The sequence below is a fragment of the Rhizobium sp. BR 362 genome, assembly GCF_036528765.1.
GTDB lineage: Bacteria > Pseudomonadota > Alphaproteobacteria > Rhizobiales > Rhizobiaceae > Rhizobium.
The window spans coordinates 204,006-221,654 of the sequence record NZ_JARWGH010000006.1 but is presented as its reverse complement, the minus strand read 5'-3'; the positions used below and the strand labels follow the sequence as shown (position 1 = coordinate 221,654).

Genomic DNA, 17,649 nt, shown 5'->3' with positions numbered 1-17,649 from the left:
CTGGAGGAAAGGATCAGGATTATGAGTCACGGATTGGAAGGCAAAAAGGTCGTCATCACAGCGGCAGGACAGGGTATCGGCCGTGCAACGGCGGAGCGCTTCATCTCGCTCGGGGCGCATGTATTCGCCACCGACATCAACGAGCAGACGCTTTCGACGCTGGAAGGCGCCAGCAAGCATGTGCTGAACGTACTCGACAGCGCCGCAGTGAAGGCTTACGCCGACGAACTCGGACCGATCGACGTGCTTTTCAATTGCGCCGGCTTCGTGCATGCCGGCACCATCCTCGACTGCGAAGAGAAGGATTGGGATTTCTCTTTCAACCTCAACGCCAAGGCGATGTACACGACCTGCCGCACCTTCCTGCCGGGCATGCTCGAGAAGGGCAAGGGCTCGATCGTCAATATGTCCTCGGTCGCCTCCAGCGTGAAAGGCGTGCCGAATCGCTTCGCCTATTGCGCCTCCAAGGCAGCCGTGATCGGCCTCACCAAGGCGATCGCCGCCGATTTCGTCGCCAAGGGTATTCGCGCCAATGCCATTTGCCCCGGCACAGTCGACAGCCCGTCGCTGCATGAGCGTCTGCGCGCCACTGGCGATTATGAGAAGGCCATGACCGACTTCATCGCCCGCCAGCCGATGGGCCGTATCGCCGACGCCAAGGAGATCGCGGCGCTCGTGACCTATCTCGCCGGCGACGAGGCGGGCTTCACCACCGGTCAGATCCATGTCATCGACGGCGGCTGGACAGCTTGACTTAGCGTCTTTTCCAAGAGCAGAGGCCCCGCATTGCGGGGCCTCTTTTCGTTTGCCTGTTTCGCCAGAGAATCTATATCTGATGGATATTTAGCGAATGGGAGTGCGGCATGCGCATGGACGAACACCACCATCGTTCCGGGGCCGCCATGCTGTTGCACAAGCATCAGGTAATTCTGGTCAGCGTTGCGGCCGGCATCGTGTTCTTCCTGCTTGTGACCTCGCGTGCCTTCAATGCGAACAACGTGCTCATCGGCTGGAATGCCACCGCCATCGTCTATATCGGGTTCAGCCTCTACCGAATGCTGACCTCCGATGTGCGTCGCATCCGAAAGCGTTCGGCTGATCTCGATTTTTCGGATGCGGTTCTGCTGTTCCTGTCCATCGCCGCTGCCCTTGCCAGTATCGGCGGCATCGCCCTCAACCTGCTCGACGTCAAGGAAGCGCCGGCGCAGGTGGCGCTGTTCCGCGTGGCAATGGCGATCGTGACGATCTTGGTTTCCTGGGTGTTCCTGCACATCCTATTCACTGTCCACTATGCACACCGCTTCTACCGCGGTTCGGGCAAGGGACAGGGATTGAAATTCGCCGAGCCGCTCGATGAACCCATCTATTGGGATTTCCTCTATTTCTCCTTCACCATCGGCGTCGCCGCCCAGACCGCCGATATCGGGGTATCTACCGTCAGCATGCGCAAGCTGGTGCTGCTGCATGCCATCCTCTCGTTCCTCTTCAACACTACGATCCTGGCGCTTGCCATCAATGTCGGGGCGAGCCTAGTGTAGCTCGCCCCTTGTAAAACCTCGTCGAGGTGTCCCCTACCTAGAGCACGGCGTTGCCGGCCATTACCGCCATGATCAAGAATACTATGAAGATGATCAGGAAGATCGCGAACAGCACGCGGGCAATCGTCGCTGTCGCGGCCGAGACGCCGGAAAAGCCGAAAAAGCCCGCGATCAGGGAAATCACGAAGAATATGAGAGCCCATTTCAGCATTAGAAATCTCCTCTGCGTTGCGCCTAATGAAGACGCAGAAAATGGGAAATTGTTCCGATGCCGTTTTGATTGCCGGCAGTGATGGACCTATCGCTTTAAGAGAGTCCATCTCATCCAAAAGGAAAAAATGGAGTTCGAATATCCTGCGTCAGCCGGCGCTGCAATCGACCCACCGGATCGATTGCTCGGCTAAGCCGGCCCTTCCTCACCCATGATTGATCATGACATGCCGGACGGCCGTGTAGTCTTCGATAGCGTAGACGGACATGTCCTTGCCATAGCCGGATTGCTTCAGACCGCCATGCGGCATTTCGTTGACCAGCATGAAGTGGGTGTTGATCCAGGTGCAGCCATATTGCAGGCGGGCGGCGGTCTGCATGCCGCGGCTGATGTCCCTGGTCCAGACCGAGGAGGCAAGGCCGTAATCGCTGTCGTTGGCCCAGGCGACCGCATCGTCGGTGTTGGTGAAGCGGGTGACGGAAACGACCGGGCCGAACACTTCGCGCCGGACGATCTCATCATCCTGCGTGGCGCCGGCAACCACGGTCGGGGCATAGAAGAAGCCGCGATCGCCCGAGGTGTTGCCGCCGGTGGTGATTTCCATGTGTTTGTGTTCGGCGGCGCGGGTGACGAAGCTTTCGACCCTATCGCGCTGGCGCTTGGAGATCAGCGGACCGATCTCGTTCTCCGTGTCATCGCTCAGATTGAACTTGATGCTGGAGACGGCTGAGGTGAGGTCGGCGACGAAATTGTCATAGACCTTGGCATCGGCATAGATGCGGCAGGCGGCGGTGCAGTCCTGGCCGGCATTGTAATAGCCGAAGGTCCGGATGCCGGCGACGACGGCATCGATGTCGGCATCGTCGAAGACGATGACCGGGGCCTTGCCGCCGAGTTCGAGATGAGTGCGCTTCACCGTTTTCGCGGCCGCCTGCAGCACTTTTTTGCCGGTGGCGACATCGCCGGTGATCGACACCATGTTGATTTTCGGATGGTTGATCAGCGCATTGCCGACGCTTTCGCCGCGGCCGAGAATGACGTTGACGACGCCTTCGGGCAGGATGTCCGAAAGCAGCTTCGCCATCTTCAGCGCCGTCAGCGGCGTCTGCTCCGAGGGCTTGAAGACGACGGTGTTGCCGCCGGCAATCGCCGGTGCCAGCTTCCAGGCCATCATCATCAGCGGATAATTCCATGGCGCGATGGAACCGACGATGCCGATCGGATCGCGGCGGATCATCGACGTGTGGCCAGGCAGGTATTCGCCGGCGACCGGGCCGTGCAGATTGCGCACCGCGCCGGCGAAGAAGCGGTAGCAATCGACGATGGCCGGGATTTCGTCGTTGAGCACGGCATTGATCGGCTTGCCGCAATTCAGCGCTTCCAGCGTTGCAAAGCCCTCGGCATCCTTCTCGATGGCATCGGCAATCTTCAGGAGATAGGTGGAGCGCTGGGCCGGTGTCGTTTGCGACCAGCTCGTGAAGGCCTTTTCGGCGGCGTCGACGGCAATGTCGATCTGGCTGAGCGAGGCCTCCGGCAGGTTGAGCACCGTCTCGCCCGTCTTCGGGTTGAGGATGTGCTCTTCCGTTTCCGTGCCGGCTTCGAAGCGCGAGCCGATCAGCATTTGGGTATCCATAATAATCTCCCTTTCATTTGCCGCCGCCGGCGATCTGGTCGCCGTCGCGGGTAAGATAGTAGGCCGCCAGGATCGGCAGGAAGGTGACGAGCACCACGACCATGGCGACGACATTGGTAACGGGGCGCTGGCGCGGGCGGATCAGTTCCTCAAGCATCCAGATCGGCAAGGTCATCTGCTGGCCGCCGGTGAAGGTGGTGACGATGACTTCGTCGAAGGAAAGCGCAAAAGCGAGCATGCCGCCGGCAAGCAGCGCCGTGCCGATATTCGGCAGGATGATATGGCGGAAGGTCTGGAAACCGTCGGCGCCGAGGTCCATCGAGGCTTCGATCAGCGAGCCGGAGGTGCGGCGGAAGCGGGCGACGGCGTTGTTATAGACCACGACGACGCAGAAGGTGGCGTGGCCGAGAACGATCGTCCAGACGGAGAAGGGAATATCGAACAGGCTGAAGGCGGAGCGCAGCGCTATGCCGGTGATGATGCCGGGAAGGGCGATCGGCAGGATCACCAGCAGCGAGATCGCCTCGCGGCCAAAGAATTTCGTCTGGCTGACGGCGGCGGCGCAGAGTGTGCCGAGCACGAGGGCAGTTGCCGTTGCGATAGTCGCCACCTGCACCGATAGCGCGAGCGACGACCAGACATCCGGCCGGTTCCAGGCAATGCCGAACCACTGCAGCGTGAGGCCCGGCGGCGGCCATTGATAGCTTTTTTCCTCGGTCGTGAAGGCATAGACGAAGATCAGCAGGATCGGCAGATGCAGGAAGAGCAGCCCGCAGGCGGCGGCGATCTTCAAGGGCAGGGAAGCTTGTTGGCTGCGATCAGAGCGCATCGAAAGCCCCCTGTTTCTTGGCGATCCAGAGATAGATGGCCATGATGACGATCGGCACGACCGAGAAAGCGGCGGCGAGCGGCACGTTGCCGGCAGTGCCCTGCTGCGCATAGACGGCCTGGCCGATGAAGAGGCGCGACGAGCCGATGATCTGCGGGATGATGTAGTCGCCAAGCGTCAGCGAGAAGGTGAAGATCGAGCCGGCGACGACGCCGGGCAATGCCAGCGGCAGCAGCACGGTGCGGAAGGTCTGGTTCGGGGTCGCGCCGAGATCGGCTGAGGCTTCGAGGAGATTGGCGGGCACGCGCTCGAGAGCCGCCTGCGTCGGCAGGATCATATAGGGCAGCCAGATATAGACGAAGACCAGGAAGGTGCCGATGTAGCTCACCGACAGCGAATTGCCGCCGACAATGGGCAGATTGAGCACGCCGTCGAGCAACCAGCCGAGATAGAGCTTCTCGAAAAGCCAGGTCAAAATGCCTTCCTTGGCGAGGATCAGCTTCCAGGCATAGACCTTGACCAGATAGCTCGACCAGAGCGGCAGCATGACGCCGAGATAGAACAGCGCCTTCCATTTCCCCTTGGCATAGCGCGCCGCATAATAGGCGATCGGAAAGGCGACGAAGGAGGACGCGATGGTGACCAGCGCCGCCATGACGACCGTGCGGATGATGATGTCGAAATTGGCGGAATTCAAAAGCTGCGCATAGGTCGCGAGCGTGAATTCGTAATTCACCATTCCGGAGAAGTCGTCGATCGAGAAGAAGCTCTGCAGCAGCAGGGCGATCAGTGAGCCGATATAAATGATGCCAAGCCAGAGCAGCGGCGGCGTCAGCATCAGGAAGAGCAGCAGTTTCGGGCGGCGCCAGAAGAGATCGGAGAGGCGACCGAAGAAGCCGCCGCGACGTGGAAGGATCGAGGTGGCCGCAGGTGCGGCCGTCGAGATGGCGGCTGACATCATGCGGCGTCGTCCATGTAATGGATGTCGGCAGGCAGCCAGGCGATGCGCACCGAGGCGCCGGTGTCGGGAATAGGCTGGCCGGCCGGCACGGTGACATGCATGCGCGTGCCCTGCGCTTCGACCGAAAGCCGGGTGGCGGCGCCGAGGAAGCTGGTCGCTTGCACCGTCGCCGGAACGCCGGCATCCTCAGTCAGGCGTATCGCCTCCGGCCGCAGGCTCGCCCAGCGTCGTTCGCCGCCGAGCGATGACATCGTCTCGGGGGCGATCACATTGGAAGAGCCGACGAAATCGGCGACGAACCGGGTCTTTGGCCGCTGGTAAATGTCGTGCGGCGTGCCCTCCTGCACGATCCGGCCATTGTTGAAGACGGCGACGCGGTCGGCCATGGAGAGTGCTTCGCCTTGATCGTGGGTGACGAAGACGAAGGTGATGCCGAGCGCTCGCTGCAGGCTCTTGAGTTCCTCTTGCATCTGCTCGCGCAGTTTCAGGTCCAGCGCGCCAAGCGGTTCGTCGAGCAGCAGCACTTTCGGCTTGTTGACGAGGGCGCGGGCGAGTGCCACGCGCTGGCGCTGGCCGCCGGAGAGTTGGCCGGGGCGGCGGATGCCATAACCAGGCAATTTCACCAGTTCGAGCGCCTGCTCAGCGGCTCTTAGCCTTTCTGTCTTGCCGATGCCCTTCACCATCAGCCCATAGGCGACGTTGTCGAGAATATTGAGATGCGGGAAGAGCGCATAGTCCTGAAAGACCGTGTTGACGTTGCGACGATAGGGCGGCACGCCCTCGGCGGTTTCGCCGAAGATCTCGATATGGCCGCCGGTCGGCTGCTCGAAACCGGCGATCAGCCGGAGGCATGTGGTCTTGCCGGAGCCGGAGGGACCGAGCATGGCGAAGAATTCACCGGACGCGATCTCCAGATCGACGCGGTCTACGGCGCGGACCTGGCCGAAATGGCGGGACACCTGCTGGAAACGAACGGCGGTCATGGGATGCTCCCGGGCATGCAGAGGTGAAGGGCATATTGTTCCGTCGCCCTCTTCGTTTGGAAGAGGGCTTGGTGAGGCGATGAGGGGCTTCAAATATCAGGCCCCCCATCGTCCCGATGCGATCGCGCTCATTCGGATAAAGAGGCGGTCGCCACGATCGGCGTGAACTATCTGCCCCCAATCACGCCGATATAGTCGGAAACCCAGCGGTGGTAGGGCACGCATTCGCTCTCGGTCGTGCACTTGGCGACCGGGGTTTTCCAGAACTTGATCTTGTCGAAATGGTCGTAGCCGTTGGTGGCGCAGCCGCTGTCGGTCAGAAGCTCGTCGCCCTTGCAGGCGGCCGGAACCGAGGGCACGGCGCCGAACCAGGCGGCGGCATCACCCTGTACCTTGGCCTGCAGCGAATGTTCCATCCACATATAGGCGCAGTTCGGATGCTCGCTGTCGGCATGCAGCATGGTGGTATCGGCCCATCCGGTCGTGCCTTCGTCCGGGAAGGTCGAGCCGATCTTTTGCTTGTCCGCCTGCAACAGGTTGACCTGGAACGGCCAGGAGCCGGAGGCGACGACGCCTTCGTTCTTGAAGTCATCCGTCTGGATCATCGCGTCGTGCCAATAGCGGCTGACGAGCTTTCGCTGGCCACGCAGAAGGTCGAGGGCGGCCTTGTATTGGTCTTCATTGAGTTCGTAGGGGTCCTTGATGCCGAGTTCCGGCTTGTGCGCCATCAGGTAAAGCGCAGCATCGGCGATATAGATCGGGCCGTCATAGGCCTGAACACGCCCCTTGTTGGACTTGCCATCCGGCAGGGTCATTTCCTCGAAAACGACTTTCCAGCTCTTCGGTGCCTGATCCTTGAAGGCGTCGGTGTTGTACATCAGCACGTTCGGTCCCCAGAGATAGGGCACGCCGTAGTGGACGCCGTTGACCGTATGCCACGGGGCATTTTTCAGACGTTCATCGAGATTTTTCCAGCTCGGGATCAGATCGACGTTGATCGGCTGGACGCGCTTGCCGGCAACGAGGCGCAGCGACGCGTCGCCTGAGGCCGTGACGAGATCGAAGCCGCCTTCGTTCATCAGCGCCACCATTTCATCGGAAGTGGCGGCGGTCTTGACGCTGACCTTGCAACCCGTGTCCTTCTCGAATTGGGTCACCCAATCGTAATTCTTGTCGCTCTCGCCGCGTTCGATATAGCCGGCCCAAGCAACGATGCTGACGGCGCCTTCGCCTTTACCGAGCGCCTTCAGCGGCTCAGCGGCGATGCCCTGCGTGGCGAAACTTAAGCATGCGAGCGCAGCCGTGCATGATTTCAGCAGATGCTTCATCAAACTCTCCCGGTTCTTGAGCCAGTTGGTGTTGGAGCCAGTTTCTGGCGTTTTGTTCCCGGAGAAAAAGGTGACGCTATTTTGCCGTATTCGCAAATTCATTTATCAGAAAGACGGTATCGGAATTTCCGATAGAAGCTACCTTTGGCGCCCCGATCGCATGGCTTCGGCGATGCCAACGAAATCGCGGGCGGCCTGCGGCAGGCTGGAACCCTTGCGCCAGACCATGCCAACTTGCACGACCGGGAGCGAGCCTGAAACGTCGCGGCTTTCAATCCGGTCACCTTCCAGCGACCAGGGGCGGTAGACGAGGTCCGGCAGCAGCGCAACGCCGGCACCGGTGGCGACCAAGCTGCGCACAGCTTCGACAGAGCGGGTGCGGAAGGCGACATGCGGGCGGGCACCGAGCGCCGTCAGCAGCTTGCCGGTATTCTCCTCGATTTCGTCGATGGTCAGCATGATCAGCGGTTCGCGGGTGATGTCGGCAACGCTGATAATATCGGCGGAGACCAGGGGATGACCCATGGGCAGCCACAGGCGATAGGGGGATGTCTCAAGGATTTCGGCCTGCAGTGCCATGCGGTCGCGCAGATTGGAAATGACCATGACTGCGACATCGAGTTCGCCGCCGACCAAAAGGTGTTCGAGATAGCCGCCATTGTCTTCGATGGCGCTGACTTCGACGCCCGGGCAGGCGCGGCGGTAGCGGGCCAGCAGGTCGGACAGCACATAACCGGCGACGAGCGAGGTGACCCCTATGTTCAACGTGCCGCCGGCCGCGTTCTGCTGGCTGGAAAAACTGGTGCGCGCGTCAGAAACGGTCGCGAGGATTTTTGTGGCGTGGCGCAGGAACTGATGACCGTTATGGGTGATGGAGAGGCCGCGGGGATGGCGGTCGAAAAGCTCGACGCCAAGGTCGCTTTCCAGCTCCTTCAGGGCTTCGGTGACCGAGGATTGCGAGATCGACAGGTTCTGCGCCGCACGGGTAATGGAGCCCTGTTCCGCCACGGCGACGAAATATTGAAGCTGTCTCAAAGTGAAGGCCATGCCCGGTTAGAGCATGGCTATGCCGTTCAAGGCAAGAACCGGCATCGTTCTGAAAGGCTTGGACCTTTTTTGGTAACGGAAATGCGAGCGAGACAAGATTCATCTCTTCTTTAAGTATTCCGAAACGCGATATCCCTAACGTGAGAGTTGATCATTTTGTCGCGTTGGAGTGCTTTATGGTGGAGCAGTTAGGGTGAGCGCCTTACTGCACATTTTCCGGCCGTCCCGGAAGCTTGTCGCCATCATCGGCGGAGTGGCCTTGTTGATAGGCTGCTCCGGCGTCTTCGCGCTTTATATCGGCAAAGAGCGGCTTTTGGGCTTTGCCGCAGCCTCTCCGAACGGCCTGAAATGCAGCGACGTCAACCTCGTTACCATCCGCAAGGACAACCGGTTCTGGGTGCGCAAATATATCCGCACCGATCCGACCGACGGCCTGACGCGTGTCAGAACGGCGCTTCGCGTTGCAAAGGCAGTTTATGATGAGCAAAGGCCCGATCTCGTCCAGGTGGTCGTTCTCGATCAGAACGGCCCGACACTGCGCTCGGACATTCGCGGCCGAGCGCTGGGAGCCGATGTCGTCTACGTGCCGCATCCGGACAAGGTTGCCGACGGTGCGGCCGAGGCACCGGTGACGGCGCGTTACTACAATGGCGGCGCGAGCGCGGAAGGCCTGTTTTATGGCGAGCAGATCAACATGCTGCCGAAAGATATCGATGACGCGCTGGCGGCGCTGAACGATCACAGCGATTGCGATGATCCTCTGGCGGCGGAGAACGGGGCCGGCGGCAGCGCCAAAAAGGACAAACAGAAGGCGGCCGAAGCGGCAGAACAGAAAGCCGTCGCCCGCGAGGAAAAAGAGGAAGCGCCCGCGACGCCGCCGGAACAGAATCCTCCGGCGTCCACGCGCAATCTCCCGCCAGAGGGCAACAATACCGGCAGCTTCATTGGCGCCGATGCCGCTGAACCGCATGCGGCACCATCGCCGGGTCTGGACCCGACCATGACAGGCGCCAGCAACCGGCGGTCGCCGGTTACGAATTGAGGGCAGGGGTCCTTGGCCTTAAAGGGACCAAGGGATTGTCTCAATCCGCCAGATGTTTCTCGCCGATAGCCTGATAAAGCGCGAATATTGCCTCGTGGACCTCACCGGCGAGACGGTAGAATTCCGGATCGGCGAGGATGGCGGGGTGTTGCAGGAGATGATCGTCGGTCATGTCGAGCATGAGCGAGGTCGTATGCATCGCCTCGTGGCAACCGAATGTACCCGGCGCGAATTGCGTCAGATCGACATCGCCCATTTCGGCAAGATCGGCGAGACGCTGCTGCTCGTGATCGGCATCCGTGGTCGGGTTTTCTTTCTCGGTCATTTTCGTGCCTCTTGGTTCCGGCGGGCGAGGATTCGCCGCGTTGGCGGCACTTATACGCAATCCGCAAGCAATGGCCCAACGAAAAAGGCCGCGGGGTTTAATCCGCGGCCCGTCGTTGATGCGAAACCGTTTCAGTCCGCCTTGCTGCGCCGCGCCGGGAACAGGATGATGTCGCGGATCGATGCGGAGTTGGTAAGCAACATGATCAGGCGGTCGACGCCGATACCGAGGCCGCCGGCGGGGGGCATGCCCTGGTCGATGGCGTCGAGGAATTCCTCGTCCAGTTCCTTCTGCTTCTCGCCGCGGGCATGGGCCTGTTCGAGCTGTTCGACCATGCGGGCGCGCTGCTCTTCCGGATCGTTGAGCTCCGAGAAGGCGTTGCCGAGTTCCCAGGTGTTGCAATAGGTCTCGAAGCGTTCGACAAGGCGCGGTTCGCCCGGCACTTCCTTGGCGAAGGGCGAGATGTCCTTCGGGAAATGCGTGACGTGTGCCGGCTGGATCAGCGTACCCTCGACCTTCTCTTCGAAGATGAAGGCGAGGCATTCGCCCCAGGTGGCATCCTTCTCGACGGCAAAGCCTGCGGCTTTGGCGGCGGCGCGGGCTTCCTCATCGGTCTTGATCGCCAGGAAATCGATGCCGGTCGCTTCCTTGACGGCATCGGGCATCGGCACGCGGCGGAACGGGCCTTTGAAGGAGATCTGCTTGTCGCCGAAAGCGAATTCGGTGGTGCCGTGGATGGACATCGCCAGCGTCGAGAACAGCCGTTCCACGAGATCCATCATGTCCTCGTAGTCGGCATAGGCCCAGTAGCACTCCATCATGGTGAATTCCGGATTGTGCCGGGTGGAGACGCCTTCGTTGCGGAAGTTGCGGTTGATCTCGAACACCTTGTCTGCAAGGGCCGAAACCAGCGTGCGCTTCAGGAACAGTTCCGGCGCGATGCGCAGATACATGTCGAGCTTCAGCGTGTTGTGATGCGTCTTGAAGGGCTCGGCGGTGGCGCCGCCATAGACCGAATGCAGCATCGGCGTCTCGACTTCCATGAAGCCGTCATTTTCCATGAAGCGGCGGATGCCGGAGACGATGCGGCTGCGCTGCTGGAAACGAAGCTTCGATTCTTCGTTGGTCATGATGTCGAGATGGCGCTTGCGGTAGCGCAGCTCGATATCGGATAGGCCATGCCACTTTTCCGGCATCGGCAGCAGCGATTTGGTGAGCATCGTGATCTGCTGGGCATTGATCGTCAGCTCACCGCGCTTGGTGCGGCGCACGATACCGGTGACGCCGATGATGTCGCCAATATCGATCATCGGCAGCAAAGCGCGAGCCTCTTCGCCGGTCACGTCCTTGTGGCTGAAGATCTGGATCTTGCCCGACGCATCATGGATATCCATGAACATGCCCGAATTGCGCGAGGAATAGACGCGGCCGGCGACGATAACGACGTCGCCTGTCTCGGTATCCGGCTCCAGACCCTCGTATTTCGCTGCCAGCTCGGCATTGGTCAGCGTCCGGTGAAAGTGGGCCGGATAGACGTCGCCGATCTGCTCGCGCAGCAGCTTCAGCTTTTGGCGGCGGACCTCCGTTGCGTCGGAGGAGAGGGCGGATGCTTCGGTCTTGTCGTTCATGGTTCTAAGTCCGGTTCAATTCTTCGGGCCGACGAGGGTCGCAACGGTCTGGGCGGCAAGTTTCAGCCGCTGGCGCACGACGGAGCGGCCAAGGATTGCCATGCTGTCGAAGAGCGGCAGAGAGCGCGACGAGCCCGAGACGGCGACGAAGAGCGGAGCGACCACGACCTTCAGCTTCTTGCCCATGCGGTCGGCGATGGCGCGCAGCTCGGCTTCGATTGTCTCGACATTCCATTCGAGGATCTTTTCGAGATCAGGCTGCACCGTGTTCAGGATTTCCAGCAGCTCTTCCGGCGTCGACTTGATCTTGGCAAAAGCCGAGGGATCGAGGTTGAGGTCGGACTTGAAGAGGAAACCGGTAAGGTCGGCCAGCTCGCCAAGCTTTGAAATGCGCGACTGCGACAGCTTCAGGCCTTCCTTCAGGCGGTTATTTTCCATCGCCCAGGTCAGCACCCGATGCTGGAATTCTTCCTCCGACAGCTTCTCGCGGATCCAGCGGCCGTTCAGCCAGTCGAGCTTCTGAATATCGAAGATCGCGCCGGCCTTGGAGAGGTTTTCCGGATCGAACTTTTCGGCAAGCTCGTCCATGGTCAACAGTTCTTCGCCTTCGGCGATCTGGATGAAGAACAGGCCGAGGAAGTTCATCAGCGCTTCGGGGATATAGCCGAGTGCCGTATAGTAAGAGATCGACGTCGGGTTCTTGCGCTTCGACAGCTTCGACTTGTCGGCGTTGCGCATCAGCGACAGATGCAGGAACTGCGGCGGTTCGAGGCCGAGATACTGATAGATCAGAATGTGCTTCGGCACGGAGGCGAGCCATTCCTCGCCGCGCGCCACATGGGTGATCTTCATCAGATGGTCGTCGACGACGTTGGCCATGTGATAGGTCGGCATGCCGTCGGCCTTGAGCAGGACCTGCATGTCGACCGCATCCCACGGGATTTCGACATCGCCGTAGACGCCGTCATGGAACTTGCAGGAGCCTTCGGTCGGGATCTTCATGCGCACGACATGCGGCTCGCCGGCGGCAACGCGCGTGGAGACTTCCTCTGCCGAAAGGTTCAAACAGTGGCCGTCATATTTCGGCGGCAGGCCGGCGGCACGCTGGGCTTCGCGCATCTTTTCCAGGCGCTCGGGCGTGCAGAAACAGCGAAAGCCATGGCCGGCGTCGACGATCTTTTCGACGAAGGGCCTGTAGATGTCCTTGCGGTCGCTCTGGCGATAGGGGCCATAGGGGCCACCGATGTCGGGGCCTTCGGACCACTTCAGGCCGCACCACTTCAATGCATCGAGCACCTTGGTCTCGAATTCTAGAGTGGAGCGCGTCGCGTCCGTGTCTTCGATGCGCAGGATGAACTCGCCGCCATGCTTCTTGGCGAAGAGATAGTTGAACAGCGCGATATAAGCGGTGCCGACATGCGGCTCGCCGGTCGGGGAGGGTGCGATGCGGACGCGAACGCCTGATGTTGTCATCTTGTTTGCCCGTCAGAAAAAGCCAGGCCGCTGCTTGGGATAAGCGCTGCCCGGCCGGAGATGTTTATCTGGATCAGGAAACCGGCCGGAAAAGGGCGCCTTGCCGCTTCAATCCCGCGTTTTCCGTTTGGCAGGCCTTAGGCCATATTCAACGGATAACGTCAAGGGAAACTGCTCAGCCGACTGGCCAGATATAAAGCAGGGCCGGCACGCTGACGAGGATGATGATAAACGACAGCGGCAGTCCGAGACGCGGATAATCGCTGAATTTATAGCCGCCGGGTCCCATCACCAGCGTATTGCATTGATGGCCGATCGGCGTGAGGAAATCGCAACCGGCGCCGATGGCAACCGCCATGAGAAATGCCTCCGGGCGGTAACCCAGCGTCTGGGCAAAGCTGATGGTGATCGGCGCCATGACCAACACCGTGGCAGCGTTGTTGAGAAAAGGCGTAACCGCCATGGCAGTGACGAGGATCAGGGCAAGCGCGCCATAGGGTGGCAACTGAGTGGCAAAGTGTCCAAGCCAGTGGGCAATCAGTTCGCTGCCGCCAGTTGTGCGAAGCGTATCCGAGACAGGGATCAATGCCGCAAGCATGACAAGGATCGGCCCGTCGACGGCTTTGTAGACGTCGGCCAATGGAATGACCCTAAAAAGCAGCATGGCCAGAGCCGCGGCAAAGAAACCAACCGATACGGGAGCCAGGCCGGTGGCAGTCGTCCCCATGGCTGCGACCAGGATCAGAAGCGGTATATAGGCACGCCGTCTCGTTCCGAGCATGATCTCCCGTTCGGCTAGCGGCAGACAACCATTTTCCTGCAAGAAGGCTGGCATGGCGTTGCGGCTGCCCTGCAGGACCACGACGTCGCCTGCCTGCAACGAGATGCCGGCGAGCCTTTCGCCGAGGCGCTCGCCTTTGCGGCTGACCGCCAGCAGGTTGATACCGCGGGTGTGGAACAGCGAAAGATCGCGGGCCGATACGCCGTCCAAGCTGGAATCCTGCGCGATGACGGCCTCAACCGCGATAATGTCCTCGTTCTCCTCATGCACCTCGGTCATCGGCTTGCCGGAAAGCTTCAAGCTGGCGCCGGAGACAACCAGATCCAAGGCCTTTGGGCCGCCTTCCAGCAGGATAGTGTCCTCTGCCTGGAGCACGACGTCGGGAACCGGTGAAAGACGCAGGTCACCGCGCAAGATCGCGGTCGCTACAACCTCTCCATCTCCGCTGCGGAGAACTTCGTGCAGAGTTTTGCCGACGGCACCTGACCCTTTGGGCACCGTCGCTTCCGAGAAATAGGCCTTGATGTCCAGTGCGTCTTCCAAGGTAGGATTTTGCTTGCTGCGTTCGGGCACGAGGCGGTGGAAGAAAATCAGGAAGAGAACACCGACGACGGTCAGAAGCGCGCCTGTCGGCGTGAAGTCGAACATGGAGAAGGATGTTCCGTTAATTTCCTGCCGGAGCCGCGATACCACGATGTTCGGTGAAGTGCCGATTTGCGTCATCAGGCCGCCGAGAAGCGCGGCGAAGCTCATCGGCATCAGGTAGCGCGAGGGTGAAACCCCCGTTTTTTTCGAAAACTGAAAGGCAACCGGCATCATGATCGCCAACGCGCCAATGTTCTTGATGAAAGCTGAAAGCACGGCGACCACGACAGTCAGCAGCGCGAGCTGCAGATGAGGGGATTCAAGCTTAGGAAAGAAGCGTCTGATGGCCGAATCGATTATGCCGGATCGCGCGACCCCGGCGCTGACTACCAGCGCGCTGCCGACGATAATGACGATATCATCGCTGAAGCCGGAGAAGGCGTTTTCCGCAGGGACAAGGCCGAGCGCTACGGCAAGGACGAGCACCGAACACGCGACAATATCGTAACGGATCCTGCCCCAGATGAAGGCCGCCATCATCAGGGCAATAACACCAAATGCAAGTGCTTGCTGAGTGGACATGCCGCTCCGATGATGTTGTTGCCGAGGACCCGAGATCGGATCGTGGCCGCCAGCTTTTGCCGATAGATATCACCGAGGTGAATCAATGCGGCGTTCGCCGCAAAGTTCCCCTGATATAACGCCCGCCGGCGATAGGCCTATCCAGCCATAAACATGATGACGGATGGCCCACGTTTTCAGTGCCCGGCGGCCGCCTTTTTTCGCCGGTTCCGCGCCAGCATGTTGAGCACCTCGACGACAGCCGAGAAGGCCATGGCGGCGTAGACGTAGCCCTTGGGCACATGGAAGCCCATGCCTTCGGCGATCAGCGTCGTGCCGATCATCAGCAGGAAGGCCAGGGCCAGCATGACGATGGTCGGGTTCTTTTCGATGAAGTTGGCAAGCGGCGTGGCGGCTACCAACATGACCGTAACTGCGGCGATGACGGCGATGAACATGATCGGCAGATGCGGCGTCATGCCGACGGCCGTGATGATGCTGTCGATCGAAAAGACGAGATCGAGCAACAGGATCTGGCCAATGGCCGAGGCAAAGCCTGTCGTGGTCGATTTCGCAATGAAATCTTGGCCATGTTCCTGCGGATCGACATTGTGATGGATTTCCTTGGTCGCCTTCCAGACCAGGAACAGGCCGCCGCCGATCAGGATCATATCCTTCCAGGAGAAGCCCTGACCGAAGACTTCGAAGACCGGCTGTGTGAGCTGCACGATCCAGGCGACGGTGCCGAGCAGGGCAAGACGCATGAGCAAGGCAAGGCCGATGCCGATCTTGCGTGCTTTTTCACGGTGTTCGACCGGCAGCTTGTTGGTCAGGATCGAAATGAAGATGAGGTTGTCGATACCGAGGACCACCTCCATGACGACGAGCGTGACGAGCGCAATCCATGCGCTCGGATCCTGCATCAAACCAACAATGTCCATCGCCGAAATTTCCTCTGGTCAGCGTCTGCCGACGCTGACCCCCAGCTCCGGCTCCTCAATAGTGTCGGTTATGTAAGGAGCGAAATCGCAGGTGCAAGCGCCAGAAGTATTTTCGCGGCTGGCGCGCAAATTTCTAGGCCTTCAGCGGAATCCAGATCTCCGTCACCCCCATGCCGGTGTGGGGATCGAAGCGGTCATCGTAGCGTTCCATCATATCGGGCACACCACCGTGCTGGTGGCCGGATTGCGGCAGCCAGTCACCGAAGATCTGATGCACGGTCGCGGAGATGCCGGAAACATGACCGGGATGGGTAAAGACGGCATAGCGCTGCTGCGGCAGTTTCAGGGTCGTAAAGCCTTCCGGCAGATCGTCGGCCGCGGTGACTTCGGCGGCGGACATATAGCGGAAGCTCTCGCTCTCGCCTTCGGTCTGGGTGCAGACGCCATAGGCGACGTTGCCCACTTGCCCGGGAATATGGCCGAAATACTGGTTGAATTTCTGCCAGAGCGAGGGAATCCCCTGCGTGGCTTCATAGGCATAGGTTTCCGCAAGGCCGGCGAGCAGCATTGCGGGGCGGGTCTCGAAACGCGGCGCGTCGAGTTTGGGAAGGCGGGTGTCGTCCATTCTGATCGGCTCCAGTAAAACAAGGTTTCGGGCGTGCCCCTGTTTGCGCACACTGTCCGGCGTCATGCCGAATTGCTCGCGAAAGGCACGAGTGAAAGCCTCATGCGAGCCGTAGCCCGCATCGAGGGCAACCTCGAGAATGGTCGATGAGCTGTTGATCAGCGCAAGAGCCGCCCCGCTGAGGCGTCGGCCTCTAATATAGCCGCTGATCGAATGGCCGGTGGTGAGGCCAAAGACGCGCGACAGATGATAGCGCGACAGGCCGGCAGTATCTGCAATCTCGTCAAGCGAGATATCGGACGAGAAATGGCTTTCTATGAACCATATCGCTTTTCCGATCGCGCTCATGTTCGATTCCCTGGTTGCCCGCCCATTGTTAGGCGCCGACCGGCTATCGGGTTTGATCGCAATTGCGGGATTGAGATGGATATCCGCTGCCTATCGGAAGGCGGTCAGGCCTGATCTTTCCGATTGATACCATAAGCGGCCATGAAGACGCGAACGGCACCGCGCACGACATAGTCGATCTCCTCTTTCGAGGGGGCGAAATCCATGTCACCGAACAGTCTGAGCTTGAAGTAGCTGCCGCTGGCCATGTCGAGGAAATGGCGCGCGGCCAGGTCGAAGTCCTCGATGCTGAGGCGACCGGCGGCGACCTGACGTTGGAGGAAGCTGCGCAGAACGGTGCGCAGGTTTTCCGGGCCGGTGAAGAAGCGTTGACAGAGCGATGGCATGCGTTCGCGCACACCGATGACGGTGCGCATGGCGCTGATGGTCTTGTCCGATGTGACATGGGTTACGAAGACCATGCCGAATTCATAAAGACTGGTGGCCACATCGACGTCGTCGGCAAGCGCGGTGCGTACGGTCTCGACGAAACGCGCCCGCTCGCTGTCGATCATGGCGGAGAACAGGTCTTCCTTATTGGCGAAATAGACATAGAGCGTGCCCTTGGAGACGCCCGCTTCGCGCGTGACGTCGTTCATGCTCGCGGCATCGAACCCCATTTTCATGAAGACACGTGTGGCACCATCCAGAATCTGCTGGCGCTTGACGGGGTCTTCTCCAGCGGCCCAACGCCCCCCTGAAGCAGGTGCGTTCAGGACGGCGGTATTTTGCGGTTCGTGTTTCATCGTCTCCTTCGCTCGATCACTTTTT

The 17,649-nt window shown here is 60.2% G+C and carries 17 protein-coding genes; 3 read left to right on the top strand and 14 right to left on the bottom strand.

Annotation, left to right across the window (positions count from 1 at the left end):
- Positions 1-21: 21 nt before the first annotated feature.
- Both QDY28_RS11510 and QDY28_RS11505 read left to right on the top strand, forming a co-directional pair.
- Positions 22-753, top strand: a complete 732-nt coding sequence (locus tag QDY28_RS11510) for an SDR family oxidoreductase (protein WP_331381802.1) — start codon at positions 22-24, stop codon at positions 751-753.
- 116 nt (positions 754-869) lie between these two features.
- Positions 870-1,538: a DUF1345 domain-containing protein gene (locus tag QDY28_RS11505; RefSeq protein WP_442967506.1), complete on the top strand. Its 669-nt coding sequence runs from the start codon at positions 870-872 to the stop codon at positions 1,536-1,538.
- Positions 1,539-1,575: 37 nt separating this feature from the next.
- Here the strand turns inward: QDY28_RS11505 and QDY28_RS11500 are convergent, their stop codons facing one another.
- The 7 genes from QDY28_RS11500 to QDY28_RS11470 all read right to left on the bottom strand — a co-directional run bounded on the left by QDY28_RS11500 (position 1,576) and on the right by QDY28_RS11470 (position 8,530).
- Positions 1,576-1,749, bottom strand: coding sequence for a DUF1328 domain-containing protein (locus QDY28_RS11500; protein WP_028752766.1), 174 nt, complete (start codon positions 1,747-1,749; stop codon positions 1,576-1,578).
- A 205-nt stretch (positions 1,750-1,954) separates the two neighbouring features.
- Positions 1,955-3,382: a gamma-aminobutyraldehyde dehydrogenase gene (locus QDY28_RS11495; RefSeq protein ID WP_331381800.1), complete on the bottom strand. Its 1,428-nt coding sequence runs from the start codon at positions 3,380-3,382 to the stop codon at positions 1,955-1,957.
- A 13-nt stretch (positions 3,383-3,395) separates the two neighbouring features.
- A complete protein-coding gene (locus QDY28_RS11490; protein ID WP_331381799.1) occupies positions 3,396-4,211 on the bottom strand; it encodes an ABC transporter permease in 816 nt (271 codons plus the stop codon).
- Positions 4,201-5,172 (bottom strand): ABC transporter permease, encoded by a 972-nt coding sequence (locus QDY28_RS11485; protein ID WP_331381798.1) that lies wholly within the window; start codon positions 5,170-5,172, stop codon positions 4,201-4,203. Before QDY28_RS11485 ends, QDY28_RS11490 begins: the two co-directional genes overlap by 11 nt.
- Positions 5,169-6,155 carry an ABC transporter ATP-binding protein gene (locus tag QDY28_RS11480; RefSeq protein ID WP_331381797.1) on the bottom strand — a complete coding sequence of 329 codons (987 nt, stop codon included), beginning with the start codon at positions 6,153-6,155 and terminating at the stop codon, positions 5,169-5,171. The genes QDY28_RS11485 and QDY28_RS11480 overlap by 4 nt, the downstream gene beginning before the upstream one ends.
- A 167-nt stretch (positions 6,156-6,322) precedes the next feature.
- Positions 6,323-7,483, bottom strand: a complete 1,161-nt coding sequence (locus tag QDY28_RS11475) for an ABC transporter substrate-binding protein (protein ID WP_331381796.1) — start codon at positions 7,481-7,483, stop codon at positions 6,323-6,325.
- Between the two features lie 138 nt (positions 7,484-7,621).
- On the bottom strand, positions 7,622-8,530 hold the full coding sequence (locus QDY28_RS11470) for a LysR family transcriptional regulator (RefSeq protein ID WP_104824340.1): 909 nt from the start codon (positions 8,528-8,530) through the stop codon (positions 7,622-7,624).
- A gap of 193 nt (positions 8,531-8,723) precedes the next feature.
- On the opposite strand from QDY28_RS11470, the gene QDY28_RS11465 reads away from it, so the two are divergent.
- Positions 8,724-9,572, top strand: coding sequence for a hypothetical protein (locus tag QDY28_RS11465; RefSeq protein WP_331381795.1), 849 nt, complete (start codon positions 8,724-8,726; stop codon positions 9,570-9,572).
- Between the two features lie 40 nt (positions 9,573-9,612).
- Here QDY28_RS11465 and QDY28_RS11460 read toward each other — a convergent pair whose 3' ends face one another.
- The 7 genes from QDY28_RS11460 to QDY28_RS11430 all read right to left on the bottom strand — a co-directional run bounded on the left by QDY28_RS11460 (position 9,613) and on the right by QDY28_RS11430 (position 17,624).
- Positions 9,613-9,897 carry a hypothetical protein gene (locus tag QDY28_RS11460; protein WP_331381794.1) on the bottom strand — a complete coding sequence of 95 codons (285 nt, stop codon included), beginning with the start codon at positions 9,895-9,897 and terminating at the stop codon, positions 9,613-9,615.
- Positions 9,898-10,028: 131 nt separating this feature from the next.
- Positions 10,029-11,525, bottom strand: a complete 1,497-nt coding sequence (gene lysS / locus QDY28_RS11455; protein WP_331381793.1) for a lysine--tRNA ligase — start codon at positions 11,523-11,525, stop codon at positions 10,029-10,031.
- Between the two features lie 15 nt (positions 11,526-11,540).
- Complete coding sequence (gene gltX, locus QDY28_RS11450) at positions 11,541-12,998, bottom strand: glutamate--tRNA ligase (protein ID WP_331381792.1); 1,458 nt, start codon at positions 12,996-12,998, stop codon at positions 11,541-11,543.
- Between the two features lie 175 nt (positions 12,999-13,173).
- Positions 13,174-14,946: an SLC13 family permease gene (locus QDY28_RS11445; protein ID WP_331381791.1), complete on the bottom strand. Its 1,773-nt coding sequence runs from the start codon at positions 14,944-14,946 to the stop codon at positions 13,174-13,176.
- A 176-nt stretch (positions 14,947-15,122) separates the two neighbouring features.
- On the bottom strand, positions 15,123-15,866 hold the full coding sequence (locus tag QDY28_RS11440) for a TerC family protein (RefSeq protein WP_331381790.1): 744 nt from the start codon (positions 15,864-15,866) through the stop codon (positions 15,123-15,125).
- 133 nt (positions 15,867-15,999) lie between these two features.
- Positions 16,000-16,839, bottom strand: coding sequence for an AraC family transcriptional regulator (locus QDY28_RS11435; RefSeq protein WP_331381789.1), 840 nt, complete (start codon positions 16,837-16,839; stop codon positions 16,000-16,002).
- Between the two features lie 104 nt (positions 16,840-16,943).
- Positions 16,944-17,624 (bottom strand): TetR/AcrR family transcriptional regulator, encoded by a 681-nt coding sequence (locus QDY28_RS11430; RefSeq protein WP_331381788.1) that lies wholly within the window; start codon positions 17,622-17,624, stop codon positions 16,944-16,946.
- Between the last annotated feature and the right edge of the window lie 25 nt (positions 17,625-17,649).

What these genes read in the sequence shown, in the direction of transcription:
- QDY28_RS11430 (WP_331381788.1), bottom strand. Translation starts at nt 17,624, where the DNA reads ATGAAACACGAACCGCAAAATACCGCCGTCCTGAACGCACCTGCTTCA.
- QDY28_RS11510 (WP_331381802.1), top strand. Translation starts at nt 22, where the DNA reads ATGAGTCACGGATTGGAAGGCAAAAAGGTCGTCATCACAGCGGCAGGA.
- QDY28_RS11470 (WP_104824340.1), bottom strand. Translation starts at nt 8,530, where the DNA reads ATGGCCTTCACTTTGAGACAGCTTCAATATTTCGTCGCCGTGGCGGAA.
- QDY28_RS11495 (WP_331381800.1), bottom strand. Translation starts at nt 3,382, where the DNA reads ATGGATACCCAAATGCTGATCGGCTCGCGCTTCGAAGCCGGCACGGAA.
- QDY28_RS11500 (WP_028752766.1), bottom strand. Translation starts at nt 1,749, where the DNA reads ATGCTGAAATGGGCTCTCATATTCTTCGTGATTTCCCTGATCGCGGGC.
- QDY28_RS11490 (WP_331381799.1), bottom strand. Translation starts at nt 4,211, where the DNA reads ATGCGCTCTGATCGCAGCCAACAAGCTTCCCTGCCCTTGAAGATCGCC.
- lysS (WP_331381793.1), bottom strand. Translation starts at nt 11,525, where the DNA reads ATGAACGACAAGACCGAAGCATCCGCCCTCTCCTCCGACGCAACGGAG.
- QDY28_RS11505 (WP_442967506.1), top strand. Translation starts at nt 870, where the DNA reads ATGGACGAACACCACCATCGTTCCGGGGCCGCCATGCTGTTGCACAAG.
- QDY28_RS11485 (WP_331381798.1), bottom strand. Translation starts at nt 5,172, where the DNA reads ATGATGTCAGCCGCCATCTCGACGGCCGCACCTGCGGCCACCTCGATC.
- QDY28_RS11480 (WP_331381797.1), bottom strand. Translation starts at nt 6,155, where the DNA reads ATGACCGCCGTTCGTTTCCAGCAGGTGTCCCGCCATTTCGGCCAGGTC.
- QDY28_RS11435 (WP_331381789.1), bottom strand. Translation starts at nt 16,839, where the DNA reads ATGAGCGCGATCGGAAAAGCGATATGGTTCATAGAAAGCCATTTCTCG.
- QDY28_RS11475 (WP_331381796.1), bottom strand. Translation starts at nt 7,483, where the DNA reads ATGAAGCATCTGCTGAAATCATGCACGGCTGCGCTCGCATGCTTAAGT.
- gltX (WP_331381792.1), bottom strand. Translation starts at nt 12,998, where the DNA reads ATGACAACATCAGGCGTTCGCGTCCGCATCGCACCCTCCCCGACCGGC.
- QDY28_RS11460 (WP_331381794.1), bottom strand. Translation starts at nt 9,897, where the DNA reads ATGACCGAGAAAGAAAACCCGACCACGGATGCCGATCACGAGCAGCAG.
- QDY28_RS11440 (WP_331381790.1), bottom strand. Translation starts at nt 15,866, where the DNA reads ATGGACATTGTTGGTTTGATGCAGGATCCGAGCGCATGGATTGCGCTC.
- QDY28_RS11445 (WP_331381791.1), bottom strand. Translation starts at nt 14,946, where the DNA reads ATGTCCACTCAGCAAGCACTTGCATTTGGTGTTATTGCCCTGATGATG.